General features: G+C 61.1%; 24 protein-coding genes. 14 read left to right on the forward strand and 10 right to left on the reverse strand.

Annotation, left to right across the window (positions count from 1 at the left end; genetic code table 11):
* The first annotated feature begins 7 nt into the window (after window positions 1-7).
* Window positions 8-811, forward strand: coding sequence for a pyrimidine utilization protein D (gene rutD / locus AC1RQ5_RS23840; protein WP_493202263.1), 804 nt, complete (start codon window positions 8-10; stop codon window positions 809-811).
* A 138-nt stretch (window positions 812-949) separates the two neighbouring features.
* On the opposite strand, the gene AC1RQ5_RS23845 is transcribed toward rutD, so the two are convergent.
* The 8 genes from AC1RQ5_RS23845 to AC1RQ5_RS23880 form a co-directional block, all read right to left on the reverse strand.
* Complete coding sequence (locus tag AC1RQ5_RS23845; RefSeq protein ID WP_493202265.1) at window positions 950-1,930, reverse strand: quinone oxidoreductase family protein; 981 nt, start codon at window positions 1,928-1,930, stop codon at window positions 950-952.
* 128 nt (window positions 1,931-2,058) lie between these two features.
* Window positions 2,059-2,850 (reverse strand): ABC transporter ATP-binding protein, encoded by a 792-nt coding sequence (locus AC1RQ5_RS23850; RefSeq protein ID WP_493202266.1) that lies wholly within the window; start codon window positions 2,848-2,850, stop codon window positions 2,059-2,061.
* A complete protein-coding gene (locus tag AC1RQ5_RS23855; RefSeq protein ID WP_493202268.1) occupies window positions 2,847-3,662 on the reverse strand; it encodes an alpha/beta fold hydrolase in 816 nt (271 codons plus the stop codon). The genes AC1RQ5_RS23850 and AC1RQ5_RS23855 overlap by 4 nt, the downstream gene beginning before the upstream one ends.
* A gap of 11 nt (window positions 3,663-3,673) precedes the next feature.
* On the reverse strand, window positions 3,674-4,510 hold the full coding sequence (locus AC1RQ5_RS23860; RefSeq protein WP_398478151.1) for an ABC transporter permease: 837 nt from the start codon (window positions 4,508-4,510) through the stop codon (window positions 3,674-3,676).
* Window position 4,511: 1 nt separating this feature from the next.
* Window positions 4,512-4,898: a Rid family hydrolase gene (locus tag AC1RQ5_RS23865; RefSeq protein ID WP_398471176.1), complete on the reverse strand. Its 387-nt coding sequence runs from the start codon at window positions 4,896-4,898 to the stop codon at window positions 4,512-4,514.
* 29 nt (window positions 4,899-4,927) lie between these two features.
* Window positions 4,928-5,614: an isochorismatase family protein gene (locus AC1RQ5_RS23870; RefSeq protein ID WP_398478149.1), complete on the reverse strand. Its 687-nt coding sequence runs from the start codon at window positions 5,612-5,614 to the stop codon at window positions 4,928-4,930.
* Window positions 5,615-5,622: 8 nt separating this feature from the next.
* Window positions 5,623-6,678, reverse strand: a complete 1,056-nt coding sequence (locus AC1RQ5_RS23875) for an ABC transporter substrate-binding protein (protein ID WP_398478147.1) — start codon at window positions 6,676-6,678, stop codon at window positions 5,623-5,625.
* A 99-nt stretch (window positions 6,679-6,777) separates the two neighbouring features.
* A complete protein-coding gene (locus tag AC1RQ5_RS23880; protein ID WP_493202271.1) occupies window positions 6,778-7,926 on the reverse strand; it encodes a LysR family transcriptional regulator in 1,149 nt (382 codons plus the stop codon).
* 118 nt (window positions 7,927-8,044) lie between these two features.
* Here AC1RQ5_RS23880 and AC1RQ5_RS23885 point away from each other — a divergent pair, with 118 nt between their 5' ends.
* The 5 genes from AC1RQ5_RS23885 (at window position 8,045) to AC1RQ5_RS23905 (ending at window position 14,431) form a co-directional block, all read left to right on the forward strand.
* On the forward strand, window positions 8,045-8,986 hold the full coding sequence (locus AC1RQ5_RS23885; RefSeq protein ID WP_493203538.1) for a sulfonate ABC transporter substrate-binding protein: 942 nt from the start codon (window positions 8,045-8,047) through the stop codon (window positions 8,984-8,986).
* Entirely contained in the window at window positions 8,983-10,140 is a 1,158-nt protein-coding gene (ssuD, locus tag AC1RQ5_RS23890; protein ID WP_493202272.1) for an FMNH2-dependent alkanesulfonate monooxygenase, read from the forward strand. Before AC1RQ5_RS23885 ends, ssuD begins: the two co-directional genes overlap by 4 nt.
* A gap of 25 nt (window positions 10,141-10,165) precedes the next feature.
* Window positions 10,166-11,557, forward strand: a complete 1,392-nt coding sequence (locus tag AC1RQ5_RS23895) for an LLM class flavin-dependent oxidoreductase (RefSeq protein ID WP_493202273.1) — start codon at window positions 10,166-10,168, stop codon at window positions 11,555-11,557.
* Window positions 11,558-11,593: 36 nt separating this feature from the next.
* Window positions 11,594-12,931, forward strand: coding sequence for an LLM class flavin-dependent oxidoreductase (locus AC1RQ5_RS23900; protein WP_493202275.1), 1,338 nt, complete (start codon window positions 11,594-11,596; stop codon window positions 12,929-12,931).
* A gap of 279 nt (window positions 12,932-13,210) precedes the next feature.
* Entirely contained in the window at window positions 13,211-14,431 is a 1,221-nt protein-coding gene (locus tag AC1RQ5_RS23905; RefSeq protein ID WP_493202277.1) for an acyl-CoA dehydrogenase family protein, read from the forward strand.
* 59 nt (window positions 14,432-14,490) lie between these two features.
* On the opposite strand, the gene AC1RQ5_RS23910 is transcribed toward AC1RQ5_RS23905, so the two are convergent.
* Complete coding sequence (locus tag AC1RQ5_RS23910) at window positions 14,491-15,282, reverse strand: MetQ/NlpA family ABC transporter substrate-binding protein (protein ID WP_493202278.1); 792 nt, start codon at window positions 15,280-15,282, stop codon at window positions 14,491-14,493.
* 351 nt (window positions 15,283-15,633) lie between these two features.
* Here AC1RQ5_RS23910 and AC1RQ5_RS23915 point away from each other — a divergent pair, with 351 nt between their 5' ends.
* Genes AC1RQ5_RS23915 through AC1RQ5_RS23930 form a run of 4 tightly spaced genes read left to right on the forward strand, consistent with a single transcriptional unit; the run spans window position 15,634 to window position 18,290 of the window.
* Window positions 15,634-16,662 (forward strand): ABC transporter substrate-binding protein, encoded by a 1,029-nt coding sequence (locus AC1RQ5_RS23915; RefSeq protein WP_493202279.1) that lies wholly within the window; start codon window positions 15,634-15,636, stop codon window positions 16,660-16,662.
* A gap of 1 nt (window position 16,663) precedes the next feature.
* Window positions 16,664-16,816, forward strand: a complete 153-nt coding sequence (locus AC1RQ5_RS23920) for a hypothetical protein (RefSeq protein WP_493202280.1) — start codon at window positions 16,664-16,666, stop codon at window positions 16,814-16,816.
* 12 nt (window positions 16,817-16,828) lie between these two features.
* Window positions 16,829-17,479 (forward strand): ABC transporter ATP-binding protein, encoded by a 651-nt coding sequence (locus AC1RQ5_RS23925; RefSeq protein WP_493203540.1) that lies wholly within the window; start codon window positions 16,829-16,831, stop codon window positions 17,477-17,479.
* Window positions 17,472-18,290 (forward strand): ABC transporter permease, encoded by an 819-nt coding sequence (locus tag AC1RQ5_RS23930; protein ID WP_493202282.1) that lies wholly within the window; start codon window positions 17,472-17,474, stop codon window positions 18,288-18,290. Before AC1RQ5_RS23925 ends, AC1RQ5_RS23930 begins: the two co-directional genes overlap by 8 nt.
* 41 nt (window positions 18,291-18,331) lie before the next feature.
* Here AC1RQ5_RS23930 and AC1RQ5_RS23935 read toward each other — a convergent pair whose 3' ends face one another.
* Window positions 18,332-18,502: a hypothetical protein gene (locus AC1RQ5_RS23935; protein WP_493202284.1), complete on the reverse strand. Its 171-nt coding sequence runs from the start codon at window positions 18,500-18,502 to the stop codon at window positions 18,332-18,334.
* Window positions 18,503-18,891: 389 nt separating this feature from the next.
* Here AC1RQ5_RS23935 and AC1RQ5_RS23940 point away from each other — a divergent pair, with 389 nt between their 5' ends.
* The 4 genes from AC1RQ5_RS23940 (at window position 18,892) to AC1RQ5_RS23955 (ending at window position 22,761) form a co-directional block, all read left to right on the forward strand.
* A complete protein-coding gene (locus AC1RQ5_RS23940) occupies window positions 18,892-19,692 on the forward strand; it encodes a MetQ/NlpA family ABC transporter substrate-binding protein (RefSeq protein ID WP_493202286.1) in 801 nt (266 codons plus the stop codon).
* Between the two features lie 333 nt (window positions 19,693-20,025).
* Window positions 20,026-20,232, forward strand: a complete 207-nt coding sequence (locus AC1RQ5_RS23945; RefSeq protein ID WP_493202287.1) for a hypothetical protein — start codon at window positions 20,026-20,028, stop codon at window positions 20,230-20,232.
* A gap of 85 nt (window positions 20,233-20,317) precedes the next feature.
* Window positions 20,318-21,397: an LLM class flavin-dependent oxidoreductase gene (locus tag AC1RQ5_RS23950; protein ID WP_493202289.1), complete on the forward strand. Its 1,080-nt coding sequence runs from the start codon at window positions 20,318-20,320 to the stop codon at window positions 21,395-21,397.
* A complete protein-coding gene (locus AC1RQ5_RS23955; RefSeq protein ID WP_493202291.1) occupies window positions 21,394-22,761 on the forward strand; it encodes an LLM class flavin-dependent oxidoreductase in 1,368 nt (455 codons plus the stop codon). Before AC1RQ5_RS23950 ends, AC1RQ5_RS23955 begins: the two co-directional genes overlap by 4 nt.
* The last annotated feature ends 8 nt before the right edge of the window (window positions 22,762-22,769 follow it).

The raw sequence follows: 22,769 nt of genomic DNA on the forward strand, positions 1-22,769 counted from the left end.
TTCTGACATGACCTTTGCAGTGAGCGCCGATGGCGCGCCGATCTATTTCGAGACCCATGGCAGCGGCGTCCCGATCATTCTGTCTGCGGGCATGGGCGGCGGCGGCGGCTTCTGGACGCCGCAGATTGCAGAACTGGCGAAACAGCATCAGGTCATCGTGTACGACCACGTCGGCACGGCGCGCAGCCGCGGCGACAAGCCGATCGAGCGCAGCATAGCTGGCATGGCCGGCGACATCGTCAGCGTGCTGGATCATCTCGGTCTCGACAAGGCCCATGTGGTCGGCCATGCCATCGGCGGCATCGTCGGGCTCGAGCTCGCAATGACGCAGCCCGAGCGCGTGCTCAGCGTCACTGTCGTCAATGGCTGGGGGCGTGCCGACGCGTTTCTGCGGCGCTGCTTCGAGGTGCGCAGGGAGATTTTGCGCGTCTCCGGTCCGAAGGCCTATGTACGCGCGCAGCCGCTGTTCCTGTTCCCGCCGCAGTGGATTGCCGAGAACGAGGCGAAGCTGGATGCGGACGAGCCGCATATCATCTCGCACTTCCCGCCGGCAGAGACAATGAATGCGCGGATCGAGATGTTCCTGGCGTTCGATCCCGGCGAGCGACTGCAGACGATCAAGACGCCGGTGCTGGTGACGACCGCTGCCGACGATGCGCTGGTGCCAGCCTATCTGACGCGTGAGCTCGCAGCGGCGATTCCGGGCGCAGTGCTCAAGGAGGTCGGCTACGGCGCACACGCCTTTACGGCGGTGACGCCGGACGTGTTCAACACGATGCTGCTGGAATTTCTGGCGGGTGTGGACGGGTAGGTTCGATGTCGTCCCCGCGCAGGCGGGGACCTATAACCACCGTTATCAAACCGAAAAGCGGCAGAGATACATCTCTGCCGCTTTTATTATGTCGCCAGCGTATATGGGTCCCCGCCTGCGCGGGGACGACATCCGTGTTTACGGCGTGATCAACACTGCACCCGTCGTCGCACGGCCTTTCACCTGCTCATGCACCTTGACAATGTCGTCGAGCTTGAAGCGCTGGCCGATATCGACCTTGACCTTGCTGCTCGTAATCGCCTCGAACAGGTCGGCCGCATTGGCGCGGAACGTTGCCGGGTCGGCATTGTGCGGAAACACCGATGGGCGTGTGAGGAACAGGCAGCCCTTCTTGTTGAGCAGTTCCGGTTCAAAATCCTTCACCGGGCCGGACGCTGCGCCATACAGAACCACCAGGCCGAACGGCGCAGTGCAATCCAGCGACTGGTAGAATGTGTCCTTGCCGACCGCATCATAGACAACGCGCGCCTTGCGACCGCCGGTGACCTTCAGGAACTCGTCGACCCAGCCGGGCTGAGAATAATCGATGGCAAAATCGCAGCCGGCCTTTTTGGCGATGACGCATTTCTCCGGGGTCGATGCCGTGCCGACCACAGTCGCACCGAGCGCCTTGCACCAGTTCGACAGGATCTGACCGACGCCACCAGCCGCCGAATGTACCAGCACGAGATCGCCCGGCTGCACCGCATGCGTCTTCTTGATCAGATATTGCGCCGTCATGCCCTTGAAGATCAGGGTCGCGGCGGCTTCGTCACTGACGCTGGCGGGCAGTACCACCAGTTTGTTCGCAGCAACATTGCGGTGATCAGCATAAGCGCCGATGCCGGCATTCATATAGGCGACGCGATCACCAACTTTTACATCAGTGACACCCTCGCCGATCGCCTCGACGACGCCTGCAGCCTCGTGACCGATTCCCGTCGGCAATGGCAGCGGCATCGCGCCGCCGCGCTGGGAAATGTCGAGATAATTGAAACCGATGGCCGTCTGCCGGATCTGCGCTTCGCCAGCCACAGGCGACGGCAGGTCCCTGGTGACAAGCTTCATCACCTCGGGTGCGCCAAATTCGGCGACCTCGACCACACGTGCTTTCGTCATGCTTCCTCCAAAAAAGTGCGCAGATGAGCCGTGGGCGTCTTCCGCCCTACGTTCCGCTTCAAGATCATGCAACTGCATGCATCGGTGATGCAAGGGCCGCCAACACCACCGTCAACAGGACTTCGTGATCAGGCCGCGATGGCGACGCCGAGTTCCGCCCAGATCCGCTCATAGAGCTCGGTGAAGCGCGGCTGCTTGCGCACCTTCATGGGGTGCCGCAGCTCGGCGGGGATATCCACATCATGGATCGCCTTGACGCGGCCGGGGCGGCTGGTGATGACCACGATGCGATCAGCCATGGTGATGGCCTCGCCGACGTCATGGGTCACCAGCACCACGCTGCAATTGCGCTCGCGGATGATGCGCGCCATGTCGGCCTGCAGCACCAGACGGGTCTGGCTGTCCAGTGCCGAAAACGGCTCGTCGAGCAAGATTACGTCGGGCCTGAATGCCAGCGTCCGCATAAAGGCAACGCGCTGGCGCATGCCGCCGGACAATTCAGATGGATAGCTTTTTTCGAAATCCTTGAGACCATAGGCCTCGATCAGGCCGCGCGCGATCTCTTCGGCTTCCTTGCGCGGCGTGCTGCGCACCTGCAGGCCGATGATCACATTGTCGAGCACCGTGCGCCATGGCAGCAGCAGGTCCTTCTGCAACATGTAGCCGACATGGCCGGTGGCCTGATCGACCTGCTTGCCGTTCACATGCACCTTGCCCTGGGACGGGATCTGCAGGCCGGCAATGATGTTGAACAACGTGGTCTTACCACAGCCGGACGGGCCGACAATGGCGACCACCTCGCCGCGATGCAGGTCGAAGCCGATATCGGCAATGGCCGTCACCGGCTTGGCGCTGTCGGGATTGAAGGTCATCCCGATGGCATCGGCGCGAAGGACAACGTCTTTTGCGATCGTGCTCATGCGGTGACCTTTTGAGCGATGGGATGTTTGGCCAGGAAGCCGAGCACGGCATCGTTAAAGATTTTTGGCTCGGCCCGTGACAGCGCATGGCCGCCTTGCGCCACCTTGATCAGCGTGGCGCCCTTGATGCGATCCACCATGATGTCCGACGCGTAAGGCGGCGTCAGGATGTCATCGTCCGCGACGATGGCCATGGTCGGGCATGTGATGCGGTCGTGATATTGAAGGCCATCGAACGCCAGAATGCCGGCGGCGCGGGCGTCGAGAATGGTCTTGCTCGACGTGTTGGCGATAGATGCAGCGATATCGCGCTCCAGCTGCTCCTTGTTGTCGCGGATGTAAGTGGGCGAATACAGGAAGACCGGCGTAGTGCGGTGATATTCCGCCTCGCCCATCGCCATGGCGATGCGACGACGAAGCTGCATGTTCACTTCCATCAGATTGTCATGCACCGCCCAGCTTGCATATAGAACCAGGCTAGCGATCCGCTCCGGCGCAATGGCCGCAAGAACCTGCCCGATCGCACCGCCGGTGGAATGGCCGACCAGATGCGCCTTCTCGATCTTCAGCACATCCATCAGGCGCAGCAGATCATCGGCCATCAGCTCGACGCTGTAGCGCATTTCCGAGCGCGTGCTGCCGCCGGTGCCGCGATGATCATGCAGGATGACCTGATGGCGCTCGGCGAAAGCGGCGAGGTTCGGATTCCAGTAGGAGGCGGCGCCGCCGAGGCCGGCGACCAGCAGCACCGGCTCGCCCTCCCCCTTGATGTCGTAGTGAATGTCGGCGTCGTGAATTTTTGCGAGCGGCATGACAGTTCCTCTTAGCGCCACATCATGCGGCGTTCGATCCAGCCGACGATGGCATCGAGCACGAGCGCCAGGATCATGAGAGCCAGAATGCCGGCCCAGACCGCATTCAGATTGTAGAGTGTTCCGGAATAATAGACGTAGTAGCCAAGGCCCTGCTCCGCCGAGATGTATTCGCCGACCACCGCGCCGATCATGGCGAAGCCGACATTGAGGCGGAAGCCCGAGGCGATCCATGGCAGCGATCCCGGCAGGATCACCATGCGAAAGATCTGCCAGCGGCTGGCGCCGATCGCTTTCAGCATCCGCACATAGTCGTGGTCGATCTCCTTGGCGCCGTCGAAGGAGGTGATCATCGCGACGATGAAGGTGATGATGGCGGCCACGGCAATCTTCGACTCGATTCCGATGCCGAACCAGACGATGATCAGCGGTGCCAGCGCGATCTTGGGCAGGCCGTTCATCGCCACCATGATCGGTCGGAGCACCGCAGCCACGGTTGGCGACAGCCAGAGCGACAGCCCCGCCAGCGACCCTAGGATGCCACCGATCAGAAAGCCGAGCACGGTTTCCTGGGTCGTCACCCAAGTGTCGCGCAGCAGCGTCCCGGTCATCAATGCCTTGACGAATTCACGCCAGATGCCGGTGGGCTGACCGTAGAGATAGACCTTGATCCATTCGTTGCGGATCGCGACTTCCCACAACAGCAGGAACGCGCCGATCACCAGCACCTGATAGAACAGGATGCGTCCCTTGCCGATCAGCGCCAGCGGCGACCAGCGCCGCCGTGCCGCCAGCTTGCTGGTCATGGCGCGCTCGGCCAGCACGCCTGCGGTCTCGGTGCCCGACATGTCAGGGGCCGACATAGGCGGTGGTGGCGAGCTCGACCAGGAAGTCCGGACGCACGAGCGGCGTCTGGATGCAGTAGCGCGCCGGCGGATTTTCCGGAAAGTACTCCTTGTAAACCGCGTTCATGGCGGCGTAGTCCGCGAGGTCCTTCAGAAAAATCTGGTTCATCACGACGTGCTTCATCGTGCCGCCACCGGCCTCGATCACCGCCTTGATGGCTTCGAGCACGTAGCGGGTCTGGGCTGCGGCATCGCCGACATGCATGGTCTCGCCATTCGGGCCGATCGCCAGCGTGCCGGACACATAGATGAAGCCACCGGCCTTAGTACCGGCGCTATAGGGCGCGAGCGGCGGCGGCGGATTCGGCGGGGTCAGGATTTCGATCGGCATGACGGATCCTTTGCTGTGTCTAAGTGTGATCAGGCGGCGCGTTCGACGGCGCAGGCCGCAGCAATGTCGTTGATGGATGATGTCCAGCCGAAGAAGCGCTCGACATTGTAAATGGTGGCTTCCTGGATGAAGTCCGGGCCGGCCTGATAGCAGGCATCACGGACCAGCACCGGGAAGTACTCCTTGAAATAGGCGTCGCGAATGGTGGATTCGACGCAGACATTGGTGGCGACGCCGCAGACCAGAACCGTGTCGATGCGGCGGCTGCGCAAAATGCTGTCGAGCTGCGTTCCGGTGAAGCCGCTGTAGCGCGGCTTCGGGATCACGATGTCCGCCCCTTCCGGCTTCAGCTCCTTGACCAGCTCGTAGTCCCAGCCGCCCTTGGTGAGCAGCTTGCCCTTGAGCTCCGGTTTGCTACGCATCAGCTTGAGTGAATTGCCCTTGAGCTGATTGACGGACCCCTCGCCGCCCGCTTCTTTCAGATCGGTATCCCAGCCGTTCTGCAGCCAGACCACCTGCATGCCGCCATCGCGCGAGATCCGCACGAGTTCGGCGATGGCCGGGATGACCTGCTGGGTCGGCGCCAGGTCGACGCCGAGATGGCTGAAATAGCCCCCGGGCGAGCAATAGCCGTTCTGCATATCAACCACGATGAGAGCGGTGCGCGATGCATCGAATGCGATCGGCTCCGGCTTGGCAATCAGGCTTCGCATCATCGTCTCCCTCAGCCGGCCTTGTTGAACTTGGCTGCGGCCTTTTCGGCGAATGTGTTGTTGACCATCTCCTCATAGGGACGGCCGACCTTGAGCGAACCGCCGGCAATCTCGAAGGCGATATCGGCATCCCACTCCGCCTTGGAAATGGTCGGCGCCTTCGGAACGGCCAGGGATTTGACCATGATATTATCCGCCGCCGAACGGATGACGGCCTCGGAGAGCTGCGGGAATTCAACCTGCGAGGTCTTCACGAACAATTCGCGATCCGCATGCAGCGCAGCCTGCGCTTCGGCGAGCGCGTCGCAGAAAGCCTGCACCATCGCCGGATTTTTCGTGACCTCGGCGGTCGGCAGCATTGCCGTGGTGAAGGCGGCCGGCGGGATGAAGTCGCCGAGCGACATCACAGCTTCCAGACCGAACTGCTGCTTGGAAATGCTGGCATCCCATTCGAACATCACGGCGACATCGGCGCGACCGTCAAGCACCGCCTGCGCCTGGGCACCGGCCGGCAGCTGCAGGAACTTGACGCCTGCCTTCTCGGCATCGAAGCCGCCCTTTTCCTTCATAATGTAGGTGGGGACCTGAATCGTGGAGGACGGGAAACGCAGGGTGGCAACGGTTTTGCCCTTGAAGTCGTCGATGGTCTTGAAGTTTGCACCGGGCTTGGCGACGGCCCACATGGCCATTCCGCCGACGATCTTGGCGATGTTCGAGATCTTGGCGCCCTCGACGGCGGCGTTCACCGACATGCCTGTGCCGGTGACGGCGAATGTTGCATTACCCGACAGCACGACGGGCAATGCCGCAGCGATACCGCCCGCCGAGCTGACGGCGACATCGAGACCGTGCTTCTTGAAATAGCCGCCGAACTTGGCAGCATAGACGGACACGTAAATCCCGAGATGGATGGCTTCGGAGACACGGACCGAGGTCAGGCCCTGCGCCACCGCCGGCGATCCCATCTGCGCCAGTGCGAAGGCCGCACCGGCGGAACTGGCTCCAAGGAGAACACTGCGCCTCGAAAGCACCAGCGACGGAGAAGGAAATTTCACATTTCGGGGCATCGGGCACTCCATGAAGGACGGATGCCCAAAACCTAACCAGCGCCCCCAATCGTGCAAAGACGAGAATCTGTCATGTGGCCGTACCGAAAAGGCAACACGTCAGCTGGAGGCGTCTGCCGATCCTGCGGATGTCGCACGCGGCGCTGCGGATAAACGCTTCAACTCGGCAGTCAGGACTTTCAGGAATTCCTGCGCTGCGTGAGGCAGTGGCCGGTCGCGATGGACGCTGATGCTGGAGCGTCCGGAGACAAATTCGGGCTCATTGACCGGAATGGCGCGCAGGCTGCCGGTCGCCAGTTCCTTGATGACCGTCAGCGCCGGCATGAAGGTCACCGCTTTTCCGGTGGCAGCCATTGTCTTGGTCAATTCGAGGGAGTTGGTCGTCACCACGATCTTCGGTTTGAGCCGACGCTCGATGACGGCACGCTCAAATATCTGCCGCAGGCCGAAACTGTGCTCTGACAAAGCGAGCGGCGTGCTGCAGATATCGGCCAGCGTCAGAGACGCGCGGGACGCAAATTCGTGAGATGCCGCGACCAGGCAGTAAATCGGCTCAATGAACTCGCCGACGATCTCGATCTCGATCCGTTTCGGTGCATTGAACGTAATGCCGATATCGGCCTCGTCTGCCAGCAACGCTTCGATGATGCGATCGCTGGAGGCCGTCAGCACCTTGAACGAGACGCCAGGATATTTTTCGTGGAAGCGAGCGAGTACGCCGGGCAACAGATCCGACACCATCCCCTCGATCACCCAGAGAGAGACCTCGCCACGCCGAAGGCCGCGCAACTCGTCGATTCCCGTCTGGGCCCGATCAAGATCACGGAAAATGCGGTGACTGTGTCGCGCCAACACCTCTCCCGCGACGGTCAGTTGCACGCCGCCCTTCGATCGCTCGAACAGGATCGCATCGACCTCATGTTCCAGTTGCGCGATCTGCCGACTGATGGCCGAGGGCGCAACATGAAGCCGATCAGCTGCCTTCCGGATCGATCCCAGCCTGGCAACTTCGTTGAAATAACGCAGCGTGAGAAACCGCACGACCACCTGCTGAAACAGAACCGAATTGGACGGAATATTACTCTGCCACCCCCGCTCGCGCCCGTCGAGTGACGCGATTGCCGCTCCTTTCCAGCCGGCACGTGTTCTTGCAGCAGTTTGAGCATTTCCGCGACCTGCATCGCCAATATGACGCGTAGTACAACCTTCTCTAGAACACCCGATCTCGCAGTCGGATCGCACCGACATCGCCGGTTCTTTTGGAATTCCCAGAAGTCATGGACCGAGGCTGTAATGGCTCCTGTTGCGCCGCATATTCCGGCGACAGGAGAACATGAAAATGCTCGGCAGGCGACGTTTGACGAAGATGCTTGCAACCGCAGGTCTGGCACTCGCGATCGGCATCGCGTCGTCGATGACACCGGATGCTGCCCATGCCCAGGACAAGACGGTCCGCATCGGCTTCCAGAAATACGGCAAGCTCGTGCTGCTGAAGAGCAAAGGCAGCCTGGAGCCAAAGCTGAAGGCGCTCGGCTACAGCGTCAAATGGGCCGAATTCAATGCCGGACCAGCTTTGCTCGAAGGCATCAATGTGGGGGCGCTCGATTTCGGCAACACCGGCGAAGCACCACCGATTTTCGCGCAGGCCGCGGGCGCCCCGATCCGATATGTCGCCTTCGAGCCTCCGGCACCGAAAGGCGAAGCGATCCTAGTGCCGAAAGACAGCCCGCTGAAAACCGTCGCGGACCTCAAAGGCAAAAAGGTTGCGCTGAACAAGGGCTCCAATGTCCACTATCTGCTGGTCAAGGCGTTGGAGAAGGTCAATGTCAAATATGCCGACATCACGCCGGTGTTTCTCGCTCCTGCCGATGCCCGTGCCGCGTTCGAACGCGGCGCCGTCGATGCATGGGTGATCTGGGATCCGTTCCAGGCTTCAGCCGAAGCTGCCATCGGCGCACGCACACTGGCCGATGGAACGGACACAGTCTCAAACTATCAGTTCTATCTGGCCTCACAGAAGTTTCTGGAAAGCGAACCGAAGCTGGTCGATGTGATCCTGGAAAGCCTGCGTGAAGTCGATGACTGGGCCAGGACCGACATCAAGGCCGTGGCAGAACAGCTGAGCCCCTCGGTCGGGCTGCCAGTCCCGGTTCTCGAAGTCGCGCTGACGCGCCAGTCCTACGGTATCAAGCCGATCACCACGCAGGTGATCGCCGAACAGCAGCAGGTGGCCGACACCTTCCACGCGCTGGGCCTTATCCCCAAAGCCATCTCCATCTCCGAAGCCGCGGGACCGCTTGCACCATGACTGCTGCGAATGATGATCTGAAAGTCCTCTGGTTCCTGCCCACGAGCGGCGACGGCCACCATCTCGGTACCACCATCGGCGGACGTGATGTCGATTTCGACTATCTCCGCGAAATCGCGCAGGCGACTGATCGTCTTGGCTATTATGGCGTCCTGCTGCCAACCGGGCGCAATTGCGAGGATTCATGGGTGATCGCATCAGCGATCGCGCCGTGGACAAAGCGCCTACGCTATCTCGTCGCGGTGAGGCCGGGCCTGCAGTCGCCCACGGTGGCGGCGCGCATGACGGCGACACTCGATCGCCTCACCAACGGCCGCCTGCTGATCAATATCGTCACCGGCGGTGACGCCATCGAGAATCGTGGCGATGGCGTGTTTCTCGATCATGACGAGCGTTATGAGGTGACGCGCGAGTTTCTCAACGTCTATGGCGATCTTCTCAAGGGCGAACCCGTCAATGTGAAGGGCAAGCACATCACCATCGAAGACGGCCGCATCCTCTATCCGCCCGCACAGGACCCGCGCCCGGCGTTCTATTTCGGCGGCTCCTCCGAAGCCGGCATCGACGTCGCTGTCGATACCGTCGATAAATATCTCACGTGGGGCGAACCGCCGGATCAGGTCGCCGAAAAGATTGGCCGCGTCCGCAAGCTCGCCGAGGCCCGCGATCGCACCGTCAGCTTCGGCATTCGGCTGCACGTCATCGTCCGCCACACGAATGAAGAGGCTTGGCAGGCGGCCGATGAATTGATCGAATATCTTACCGACGAGACGATCGCATCGGCACAAAGCATTCTCGGTCGCATGGATTCCGTTGGACAGCAGCGGATGTCGCAGCTGCATGGTGGACGGCGCGACAAGCTCGAAGTCAGCCCCAATCTGTGGGCCGGCGTCGGCCTTGTGCGCGGTGGGGCCGGCACGGCACTGGTCGGCGATCCCGAAACGGTTGCGACGCGTATCCGCGAATATCAGGCACTCGGCATCGATACATTCATCCTGTCCGGCTATCCGCATCTCGAGGAGGCCTACCGGTTTGCTGAGCTGGTCTTCCCGTTGCTGAACCTGACGCCTAACACCGGAACGCAACACGCACGCGCCAACACAGGCCCGTTCGGTGAGCCGCTCGGCGGACGTCAGCCCGCTGCACGTGCCTAGTGCAAGCGGCCCAATGGAGCACAGCATGACCAAACAGATCCGTCTCAACGCTTTCGCAATGAACTGCGTCGCGCATCAATCGCCGGGCCTGTGGACGCATCCCGATGACCGCTCCAGCGACTACAATCGTTTGAGCTACTGGCTAGATCTTGCCAAGACGCTGGAGCGCGGACGTTTCGACGGCCTGTTTCTCGCCGACGTGCTCGGCGTGTATGACGTCTATGGCGGCAATGTCGATGCGGCGCTGCGCAACGCAGCACAGGTTCCGGTCAACGATCCACTGATGCTGGTGTCGGCGATGGCATCCGTCACCAGTCACCTCGGCTTCGGCGTCACCTGCACGCTCTCCTATGAGCCGCCCTACACATTTGCGCGCCGGATATCGACGCTCGATCATCTCACAGACGGCCGCATCGGCTGGAACATCGTCACCGGCTATCTCGACAGCGCCGCCCGCGGCATGGGCAAGGCGAAGCAAACCGCTCATGACGATCGATACGACGTGGCCGAAGAATATATGGAAGTGGTCTACAAGCTGTGGGAAAGCAGTTGGGAGGACGATGCGGCAGTGCGCGACCGGGATGCGGCCGTCTTCACCGATCCATCGCGCGTGCATCGCGTACAGCATTACGGCACGCATTATACGGTCGATGCCATCCATCTCGCTGAGCCGTCACCGCAACGCACACCCGTTCTCTATCAGGCCGGGTCCTCGCTGCGCGGTAAACTGTTCGCGGCCCAGCACGCCGAATGCGTCTTCATCTCCGGCCCATCCGCCAAGGTGATCGCGCCGCGCGTCGCCTCGCTCCGCGCACTGACCGCCGAGACTGGTCGGGATCCCTCGGAGATCCTGATCTTCAGCATGATGACGGTTATTCTCGGCAAGACCGAAGACGAGGCGCGCGCGAAACACGAGGACTATCGCCGCCACATCAATCACGAAGGTGCGCTGACCCTGATGTCGGGCTGGACCGGGGTGGATTTTTCAACCTACGACCTCGACCAGGAGGTTCAGCACGTTCTCAACGATGCCGGCCGCACGGCGATGGACAACATCACTCGCGCGGACCCCGACCGCGTCTGGACCGTGCGCGAGGTCGCCGAGCATGTCGGCATCGGCGGCATCGGACCGATCATCATCGGCACACCGGCCCAGGCCGCAGATGCGATCGAGGAGTGGGTGCGCGAGACCGATGTGGACGGCCTCAATCTGGCCTTCGCCATCTCGCCCGGCACATTCGAGGACATCGTCGATCTGCTCGTGCCCGAACTGACGCGCCGAGGCATCTACAAGGCTGAGTATGAGCCTGGCACGTTGCGGGAAAAACTGTTCGGCACCGGCCGCGCGCGGCTTGCTGCTCCGCATCCGGCGGCGTCGTTCCGCCACGCACACGCGCCTGCGCTTGCCGCCGAATAACGGCGCATCATCCCAAGATCATCGCCACGAGGACATATGAGCCAGCGTCAACTGCATCTCAACGTGAACCTGCTTCATTCCGGCGTCTATGCGTCGGCGTGGCGGCTGCCGGACAGCGATCCCGGTGCATTCTTCGATGTCGGGCATTACATCAATGTCGCGAAGATCGCCGAACGCGGAAAATTCGACGCGATCTTTTTGGCCGATACGCCGGCGGTGACCGACCGCATCGACTTGCGGCCGTTCCTCTCTATGGAGCCAACCATCGTCCTCGCCTCGGTCGCTGCCGCGACCAGCCGTATCGGCCTGATTGCGACGGCATCGACGACCTATAACGAACCCTACAATATAGCACGACGCTTCGCGACGCTCGATCATGCCAGCCGCGGCCGTGTCGGCTGGAATGCGGTGACGACGGCGGACGCCGCCGCCGGCCGCAATTTCGGCCTGCCGCAGGTGCTTGAGCACAAGGCGCGCTACGATCGCGCCAAGGAATTCGTCGAGGTGGTTCATGCGCTGTGGGATAGCTGGGAGGACGATGCTTTTGTCGGCGACAAGGCAACGGCGCGTTTCGTGGATAGGTCGAAGGTCCATGCCATCAAGCACCGCGGTGCACATTACAATGTCGATGGGCCGCTGAATGTACCCCGCTCGCCGCAAGGGCGGCCGATAACGGTACAGGCGGGCTGTTCGAGCGATGGTCGCGATCTCGCCGCAGCACAGGCGGAAGCGGTGTTCACATTGTCGCAATCGATCGCGGACGGCGTCGCCTATGCGCGCGACCTGCGTTCGCGGGCCGTCGCTTATGGGCGCCCATCGGATTCCATCGTCATCCTGCCCGGCCTCGCCACCGTCATCGGCGGCACCGAGGCCGAGGCGAAAAGACGGCAGGACGAATTGTGGGATCTGGTGCCGATCCAGTACAGCCTGTCGCGCCTTGCCGGCACGTTGCAGGTTTCGCCTGATCTGCTCGAACTCGACAAGCCGTTGCCTGACCTCCCAGTTCCTGTCAACGCGAACCAGACCATGTTCCACGGCACAGTGAATCTCGCACGAAAAGGCAACCTTACCGTTCGTGAACTACTTAAAGCGCTGGGCGGCGGGGTCGGCCATCGCATCATTGTCGGCACGCCCGAGCAGATCGCTGACGACATTGCAGCGTGGTTCGCCGCGGGTGCTGCCGATGGCTTCAATCTGATGCCCGATGTGTTGCCGAGCGGGCTTGCGACATTCGTGGATGAAGTCGTGCCATTGCTGCAGAAGCGCGGCATCTTCAGGCGGGATTATGAAGGCACGACGCTGCGCGAGCATCTCGGCCTTGCCCGTCCGCAGAGCCGCTATGCCAATCGGGACGCGACAGCCGTATCCGCCTGAAACCAACCACTCGTGACCGGCCATCCGGCAGCACGATCCCGTCGCGTTTGGCTGAATTTTGGAATTCAAAAAGGGATGCGACCGCAGTCTTAATGACGGCAATGAAGCCATTCATGTCGCATTCCCCCGTATTCGCTGTGGCCATATCGGCTGCCCTTGCCGTCGCGATAGCCGCTTCTGTCGATCAATCGGCGCGCCGCTCGGATTCCACCAGCCGGCCCATCATCCTCGTTCAATCCATGGCGCACTGAACGCCACTCAACCCCTCGTGAGACAGCCATGAACAAAACAGCAGCGCCACAGTTTCCCGGTCAATCGCGACCGCTTCACATCGACTCACCCTCGCTAACGGCGCTATTCGACTATATCGCGCAGGACGAATCCAAGCGCGAGCGTGAACGCACTCTGCCCTACGATATCGTGGATCTGATCCGTCAGTCGCGGATAGGCGCGCTGCGCATCCCCAAGGCCGATGGCGGCGGCGGCGTATCGCTGCGTGAGCTGTTCTCCACTATCATCAGGCTGGGCACCGCCGACGCCAATGTCGCGCATATCCTGCGCAACCATTTTAGTGTCGTCGAGCGCCTGGCGTTGACGCCGCTGAGCGCGCAGAGTCGCAAATGGCGCGACGATGTGGTTGGCGGCGCGTTGATCGGCCTGGCGACCACCGAGCTCGGCAGTTCGCAGGTCGGCGACATCGCACCGGCCACCAACGTCACACCCGATGGCGATGGTTATCGCCTGAACGGAACGAAATATTACAGCACCGGCACGATCTACTCCGACTACGTGCTGGTGCGCGTGGCCACGCATGACAAGCGACTCGCGACCACCGTGATCCCGGTGAAGCGCGAGGGTATCGAGATTGTTGATGACTGGGACGGCAGCGGACAGCGCCTCACCGGCAGCGGTACGACACACTTTCACAATGTCCGTGTCGAAGCGTCGGAGCTGATCGTGGATGCGCCGAATGTCGGTTACGGCGCGGCCTATGCGAATACATTCGCGCAGCTGTTCCTGACCGCCATCAATGCCGGCATCGTTGGAGCGATCCGCCGTGACGCCGCCGACCTCGTCCGTCGCCGCGCGCGCAACTTCTATTATTCGCCTTCACTTAACCCGCGCGAGGATCCTGTCCTGCAACAGACCGTGGGGCAAATCTCAAGCAATGCATTCGCCGCCGAGGCTGTGGTGCTGGCCGCCGCTGATGCGCTGGATGCTGCCAGCCGCGCGGGCGACGGCGAAGACACGACGCTTGCTCATGCAGCCGCCCTGCATTCGGCGCAGGCGAAGGTCATCACCGACGAACTCGCCATCCGCAGCGGAAGCCTTCTGTTCGATGCCGGCGGCGCATCCGCAACCAAGACGTCCGACAATCTCGATCGGCATTGGCGCAACGCGCGGACGCTGTCCTCGCACAATCCCGTCACCGTCAAGGCGCAGGCCATCGGCGCCTTCGAGGTCAATGGCACGCCACTGCCGGCCAAGGGATTTTTCTAGCCGCGCTGCCGTTTGTAGGGTGGGCAAAGCGAAGCTTGCCCACCCTACACGTTCTGTCATTACCAGCTGGGTACGTAAGCGCCCTTGAAGCGCGTCAGCACAAACTGCTTCACGGGTTCCGAGCGATAGGATTCAGTCAGGGTCTTGACCCATGGCTTATTCTTGTCCTCCTCACGGACGGCGATGATGTTGACCCACGGCGTCACCGGCGGCTCCTTGATCAGGCTGTCATTGACCGGATCGAGACCTGCCTGCACCGCATAGTTATTGTTGACCGCGGCAGCATCGACGTCCCCCAGCGAGCGGGCAAGCTGCGCGGCGTCGAGTTCGACGAATTTCAGCTTCTTTGTATTCTGGGCGATATCGGCAATGCCTGCAGTGGTATTGGCAGGATCCTTCAGCGTGATGATTCCATTCACCGCCAGGATCTGCAGCGAACGCGCCCCATTGCTGGGATCGTTCGGGATGGCAATGGTCGCGCCATTCGGGACATCGGCAAAGCTCTTGTATTTCTTTGAATAGATGCCCATCGGCGACGCCGTCGTGGTGGCGACCTTGACGATCTTCCAGCCGGTCTTGGCGACCTGGTTTTTCAGATAGGGCTCGTGCTGAAACGAATTGGCCTCGAGGTCTTTGTTGGCGAGCGCCTGATTGGGGAATACATAGTCGGTGAACTCCACCGCCTTGATTTCAAGCCCGCGCTCGGCGGCGACTTTGCGGACGGCCTCAAGCACCTCCGCATGCGGACCAGCTGTCACACCAACACGAATGGTTTCACCATGCGCAAAGCCGGCGCCGACCATCGCCAGCACTGACACCACTGCAGCCAGTTTTGCGAGCCGTCTCGGCATCGCGTCCATTCCCAACATCGTTACCCTTCTCCCTGCATCATGATTGATGCAGGGACTCTGGCATAACCAACTCGCACCGCAACGCTCTAACGAAAATAGCAAAAGAAGCGCTGTATCCTGCTGCTATCCAATTCGAACGATCCCCATCGGCGCTCATTCGCGTGATACATTTCGCTCGCGTGCCGTATTTTCTACTATCAACATATTTCGCGGGAAATCTTACCCCTTTGCGGCACTCCGCGGAGACACACTTTTCGATTTTAGGTGTTACAGCACTCTCCGCTGGAACCAGGATCCTATTTCAATACAGTCCGCGCAACATTTCATTGCACGCTGCTTCTGGAGATCGTCATGAGCAAACCACCCCCCCATCGGGCAACGCTTCGTGCCTGGATCATTGCCTGCCTGCCACTCGTGATGTCGTTCTGTGGCACCCAGGTCGCGCGCGCGGAGACCGACAGACTGCGCATCGCCCAGCAATTCGGCATCGGCTATCTGCCGCTGATCGTGGCGAACGAGAAAGGTTTTGTCGAAGAAGAAGCCCGCAAGCTCGGCATCAAGCCGCCGACCATTGAATGGCTGCGGCTGTCCGGTGCAGCGGCGATGAACGAGGCGCTGATCTCCGGCGGCCTCGACTTTGCGACCGCCGGCATCACACCGATGATCCTGACCTGGGACAAGACCCGCAGCAATGCCAAGATCATCGGCATCGCGGCTCTCGGATCGATGGCCAATGTGCTGACCACCAACAATCCGAATATCAAGAGCATCAAGGATCTCACCGAACGCGACCGCATCGCACTGCCGTCGGTCAAGGTCGGCTTCCAGCCGATCCTGTTGCAGATGGCAGCGGACAAGGAGTTCGGCAAATATGACAAACTTGACGATCTCACCGTCAGCATGCCGCATCCGGATGCGACCGCGGCGATCCTGTCGGGCAGATCGGAAATCACCGCGCATTTCACCTCGCCGCCCTTCGTGCAGCAGCAGCTCGCTACCGGCAAGGTTCACGGCATCCTGAACAGCTATGATGTGCTGGGCGGGCCGCACACCTTCAACGTCGTTTATTCGACCACGAAATTCGCCACCGATAATCCGAAGACCATCGAGGCCTTCGTCAATGCGCTCGATCGCGCCAATGCCTGGATCACCGCCAATCCGAAGGACGCGGCAGCGCTGTATATCAAGGCGGAAAGCTCCAAGCTGGCACCGGACTTCATCGAGGCCATCATCCGCGATCCCGGCGTGCGCTTCACCACCGCTCCCGAAGGTGCGCAGAAATTTGCTGATTTCGAAGCCAAGGTCGGCCTGATCAAGCAGGCGCCAGCACGCTGGCAGGATATGTTCTGGTCTGGCCTCAAGGACAAGCCCGGAAGCTGATGTGTCCATCGCCACACTGACGCGTCCCACAGCAAGCAGCGACGCCAGCTCCGCACCGCTGCTTCAGGTCAATCATGTCGGCATCGACTATGCGACGCGCGAAGGCACGCTCACCGCCGTCGATGACGTCTCCTTTGCGCTTCATGCCGGCTAGAGGCTGGTTCTGATCGGCCCCTCCGGCTCCGGAAAGTCGACCCTATTGCGCGCCATCGGCGGTTTTCTTGCGCCGACCCATGGCGAGATCCTGATCGATGGTGCGCCGATCATCCGTCCCGCGCCGGACCGGATGACCGTGTTCCAGGAATTTGACCAGCTGCTGCCGTGGCGCAGCGCGTTGGGCAATGTCCGCTACGCGCTGGAGCGCGGCCGCAAGCTGTCGCGACAGCAAGCGGAGCGCGAGGCGCGCGACTGGCTGACGCGTGTCGGGCTCGGGCGCTTCCTCGACGCCTATCCGCACACGTTGTCCGGTGGCATGAAACAGCGCGTGGCGATCGCCCGCGCCTTTGCGCTACAACCGCGCCTGCTACTGATGGACGAACCCTTCGCCGCATTGGATGCGCTGACGCGGCGCCAGATGCAGGACGAGCTGTTGGCACTTTGTGAGGAAACCGGCAGCACCGCGCTGTTCGTGACCCATGGCATCGACGAAGCCATCGTGGTCGGTACCCGCATCCTGGCATTGACCGCACATCCCGGCCGCCTCGCCGCAAGTTTCACCGTGTCGGCCGATGATCGCATTCGCGGCTCGACCGGCTTTGGCGCGCTCGAACGCAGCATTCAGCAGAGCGTGTTTGACGGAAGTGCCGCCCATGCGTGACGTCGTGCACGCCCGCTCGCTGCCGCGCTTGTCGCGATGGACCGGCAGCAGCACCTTTCGACGGATCATCATCCTCGCGGTGCTTGCCGCCATCTGGGAGCTGTATGCGCGGTGGCTCGACAACTCGCTGCTACTGCCGACACTCACAGCCACTTTCAATGCACTGGCGAAAGCTACACTGTCCGGCGAACTACCTGATCGGGCGCTGACATCACTCCGGGTGCTGACAACCGGCTATGTCCTGGCCATTGCCATCGCCATTGTGCTGACGGCTTTTGCGATGATGTCGCGCTGGGGCAGCGATACGCTGGGGCTGCTGACATCCATGTTCAATCCACTGCCAGCGATCGCGCTGCTCCCGGTCGCGTTGCTGTGGTTCGGCATCGGCGTGCCCAGCCTGCTTTTTGTCACCGTGCATTCGGTGTTATGGCCGGTGGCGCTCGCCCTTCACAGCGGCTTCCTGTCGGTGTCGCCGACCTTGCGCATGGTGGGACGAAATCTCGGCCTGTCCCATGGCCGCTTCATCACCGAAATCCTGATGCCGGCCGCCTTCCCGCATATCCTGTCGGGCCTGCGGATCGGCTGGGCTTTTGCCTGGCGCACGCTGATCGCAGCCGAACTCGTGTTCGGCGTCAGCGCAAGGTCCGGCGGTCTCGGCTGGTTCATCTATACGAACCGCGCGCAGCTGGAGACCGACAGCGTGTTTGCCGGCCTGCTTACCGTCATCCTGATCGGCCTCATCGTCGAGGAACTGGTGTTCAAGACAATCAGCCGTCTGACAGTCGAGCGCTGGGGGCAGCATTCATCATGACACCTTCGTCTGCGGCCTCAACGCCGCAGAAGCAGGCCGCCCTACAGCATGATGGCCGTTCCGCCGAACACCGCCGCCGCAAACACCCCGCCCGACAGCGCACCAGCCGAGATGCCCGAGAACAGCGTGCCCACGGTGCATACCAACCCGATCATGGCACCCCAGCCCAGCAAGGTGCCGCCCAGCAGTCCCAAGACCAGCGCGAGGAACATCCTTCCGGTCGTGGCGACCTGTCGCAGGCACGACTACAAGAACTCCGCCGAGCATAAGAAACAGCGCAACGCAAATCGAGCGGTGGACCGTTTCAGGTTAATCGCTCGCTAATGCCGTTAACGATAGGGATTCGAGGCTCCTCGCTCTGATTGGTCTGCTGCCAGGCACACTCATGGAGTGACGACCAGATCGAATCTTACGAGCTGCGAGGAAACGTCTCTGCATTGCTTCGCTACGAGAACCGTATTTCTCGGCAAAATATCAGCCTGTCGGACATTCCTGCAAATTACGTTTGATCTACGGCCCGCCCGCAAAAAACGAAATCGATCTCATCGCTTTCAGCCCACGTATCTCTACAATTTGCGCATCAAATGAGGAGATCGCTCACATGAACCATATCTTGTCTCGCATCATCCAGGCCGGCGCCATACTGCTGGCGTTAAATGGCGCAGCTGCTGCAGACCAGCCGCTCAGGATCGCCGCAAGCGCAGGTCCCGTTGGCCAACTCATTTCTTTCGCTGCCAACCTCGCCAAGGCGAAAGGTATCGATGTCAAGACGATCGAGATAACCGACTGGATCGTGATCAACGAGACGGTGCAGAATGGCGATGCCGATGCCAATTTCTTCCAGCACAGCACTTATCTGGCGATCCAGAACAAGACGCGCGGATTCAATCTCGCCCAGGCCGACAAGGTCGGCGTGATTGCCCCGGTCGGTCTGTTCTCGAAAAAGGTCAAAAGCCTCAGCGAGATCAAATCCGGCGATAGCGTCGCCATTCCGAACGAGCCGCTCAATGGTGCACGCGGGCTGATCCTTTTGGAGCGCGCCGGCCTCATCAAGCTCGCACCCGGCAAAGGCTTTTCGGTATCGAAATTCGATATCACCGAGAATCCAAAGAACCTCAAAATCGTCGAACTTGATCCAGCGCAAACCTATCGCTCGCTGGATGACGTCACGCTCGGGCTGGTCAATATCACCTATCTGATCCTTGCCGGCGGCGATCCGAAATCGGCCTTGATCATCGATCGCACCATCGAAGAAGGGCTTGTGCTTCGTTTCACCGCCCGCGCGGACAAGAAGGACGATCCCCGCCTTGCCGCATTCATCAAGGTGTTCAAGTCTCCTGAGGTAAAGCGCTTCATCGAGGAAAAACTGCCGGCTTTCATTCCTGCCGGCTTTGACAGCTAACGATGAACAGCCAGGCGACGGCAACAGCGCGAAAGACTTTCCGCAGAGCGCATCCATCGCAGGATATCCGACGCGCGTCCTGCGCGAATATGGATAGCCATTTCATTGACCAGAACGGTCATTCCAGCGACATCTAGCCTGACAATCCAGTGCTTTGAGGCACCCATGACCGCGATCAAAAGGATAGTCGTGAGCGAGTTGCGCAAGAGCGTGACACGCCGCTGCGTGTCCGCGGCCACCGGCGCGTGTTGTTGATCCCAGCCAGACGTCAATCGTTACTCTCGTGACATCACAATTCTTGAATGGGATCGCTGCTCTGCAGTGAACAAACACATGTCTCACGCCTATATCATCGAAATCGCCAACCAGACCGCCGGCATCGTCGTCGCCGAGGAGCGTGGTTTCCGCTTCTTTTCGTCGGAGACCGCCTTTGATGCCCTCGAAGGGACGCATTTCGGGTCAGCGCGCGCTGCTGAACGCGCCGCGCGCGCTTTGCTCGACAATGGGCGGATAAGCAATAGCCGCTTGCGCGCCGCCTGAGAAATGACACTGGCGGCGCGCATGACATGCCATGGAACTGCGTGGTATCGTGGCGCGCCGCTAGATAACGACACTGGAGATGACCTTGAGCGCTCAGTCGGAATTTCTGTGGTACATCCCGAATGACGTCAAGGCTGGCCATCGCGGCGACACCGGCGATGCAAACCATAACAGTCTCACCACACTCACCGACCAAGCGCAGGCGATCGAACGCAACGGCTGGCGCGGCGCGCTGATCGGCACCGGTTGGGGGCGGCCAGATACTTTCACCGTGGCAGCCGCTTTGGCAGCACGGACGACGGAATTCCAACCTCTGATCGCGATCCGTCCCGGCTATTGGCGCCCGGCGCATTTTGCATCGGCAGCAGCCACCCTCGATCAGCTCACCGGTGGCCGTGTCCGCGTCAATATCGTGTCCGGTAAAGACGACCTTGCCGCTTACGGAGATGAGGAAGCCGACTCCACTCATCGCTACGATCGCACCAAGGAGTTCATGCGGCTCGTGCGCCGCCTCTGGACCGAGGAAAACGTCACTTACGCCGGCGAGCATTTTCGCGTGGCCAACTCAACGGCAGCACCGCGGATTTCAGTGCGCGACGATCGCAGGCACCCTAGGCTGTATTTTGGCGGCGCCTCTGAAGCTGCCGAGCGCGTTGCCGCCACAGAAGCCGATGTTCAACTGTTCTGGGGAGAGCCGCTCGCCGATGTGAAGGAGCGCATCGCAAGGCTCAGGGATCTGAGCCAACGCTTCGATCGCGATCTCGCTCCTCTGGAATTCGGCCTGCGCATCACCACGGTGGTGCGCGAGACATCCTCCGAAGCCTGGTCCGTCGCCGAAGCCAAGGTGGCCGCGATGGCCAAGAAGGCCGGTGCCGGCTGGAATGATCACGGCCCGCCCATCGCCGTTGGCCAGCGCCGCTTGCTCGATCTACAAGCTCGTGGCGACGTGCTCGATGACAATCTCTATACGGCGCCCGGAAAATACGGCGCAGCCGGCGCCGGCACGACCTGGCTTGTCGGATCAGCCGAGGAGGTCGCGCGTTCGCTACGGAAATATCGCGATCTCGGCATCCGGACTTTCATTCTGTCCGATACACCCTATCTTGCGGAAATCGAACGGCAGGGCCGCACGCTTCTCCCTCTTCTCCGCGACGAGACTGCATGACTTCAAAACGAGAACTTCGCTTCAACGCCTTCAATATGACTGCCCCCAGCCATAACTGGGCCGGCCTGTGGTCGCATCCGCGCGATGCATCGATCGGCTACAACACGCTCGATTACTGGACGACCTTTGCGAAAACCGCCGAACGCGGCCTGCTCGATGGCATTTTTCTGGCCGATGTGTTCGGCGTCTATGACGTGTTCGGCGACAGCCCGGAAACAGCGATCAAGCACGGCGTCCAGATTCCCAATGCGGATCCGACCCTGTTCGTCTCGGCGATGGCGCTGGTGACGAAACATCTCGGTTTTGGCATCACTGCCAATCTGACGCTGGATCATCCCTATCATTTCGCACGCCGTTTCTCGACGCTCGACCATTTGACCCAAGGCCGCATCGGCTGGAACATCGTCACCGGCTATCTCGAAAGCGGCGCGCGTGGCATGGGCTTTGACGCCAACCGCGCGCACGATGATCGCTACGACGTCGCCGAGGATTTCCTCGCCGCTACCTACAAGCTCTGGGAAGGTAGCTGGGCGCAGGATGCGGTCAAGCGCGACCGTGCGAGCCGGGTCTTTACCGATCCTACCAAGGTCCGCGCGATCCATCACGACGGACCACATTACCGGGTCGATGGCATCCATCTGTCGGAGCCGTCACCGCAACGCACGCCCTTGCTCTATCAGGCAGGCGCTTCGAAGCGCGGGCGCAACTTTGCCGCCAAACATGCCGAAGCGATCTTCCTCAACGGCCAGACCAAACCGATGCTGGCCGAGACGGTGAAGGCGATCCGCACGGCGACCAAGGAGTTCGGCCGCTCGCCCTATGACATCAAGCTCTTCGCCGGACTGACCGTCATCGTCGCGCCCACGCGTGGCGAAGCGAAGGATCTGCACGCGGAATATGCATCCTATGTGGATCAACGCGGACAGCTCGCGCTGCTGTCAGGCTGGACCGGCATGGATTTTTCCAAGTACGAGCCGAACCAGGCGCTGCAATATGTCGAGAGCAACGCGATCCAGTCGATGGTGGAAAATCTTACCAAACGCAGCGACGTGCCGATGAAGGTCGGCGATCTCGCGACACTGAGCCCTGCCGGCGCGCGGGCGCCTTTCGTGGTAGGCTCGCCGCAGGATGTCGCCGACGAGATCGCTGACTGGGCTGACAAAACAGATATCGACGGTTTCAATCTGGTGCGGCTGGTGGCGCCGGAATCGCTGGCGGCTTTTGTCGATCTGGTGGTGCCGGAGCTGCAATCGCGCGGGCTCTACAAGAGCGCGTATCGCGACGGCACGTTGCGGGAAAAGCTGTTCGCCGGTGGCGGCGCGTTGCTACCGACGAGTCATCCGGCGGCGCAGTATCGTCAGTAGCTCTGTCG

It is taken from the genome of Tardiphaga sp. GW821-FHT12E02, assembly GCF_058807155.1.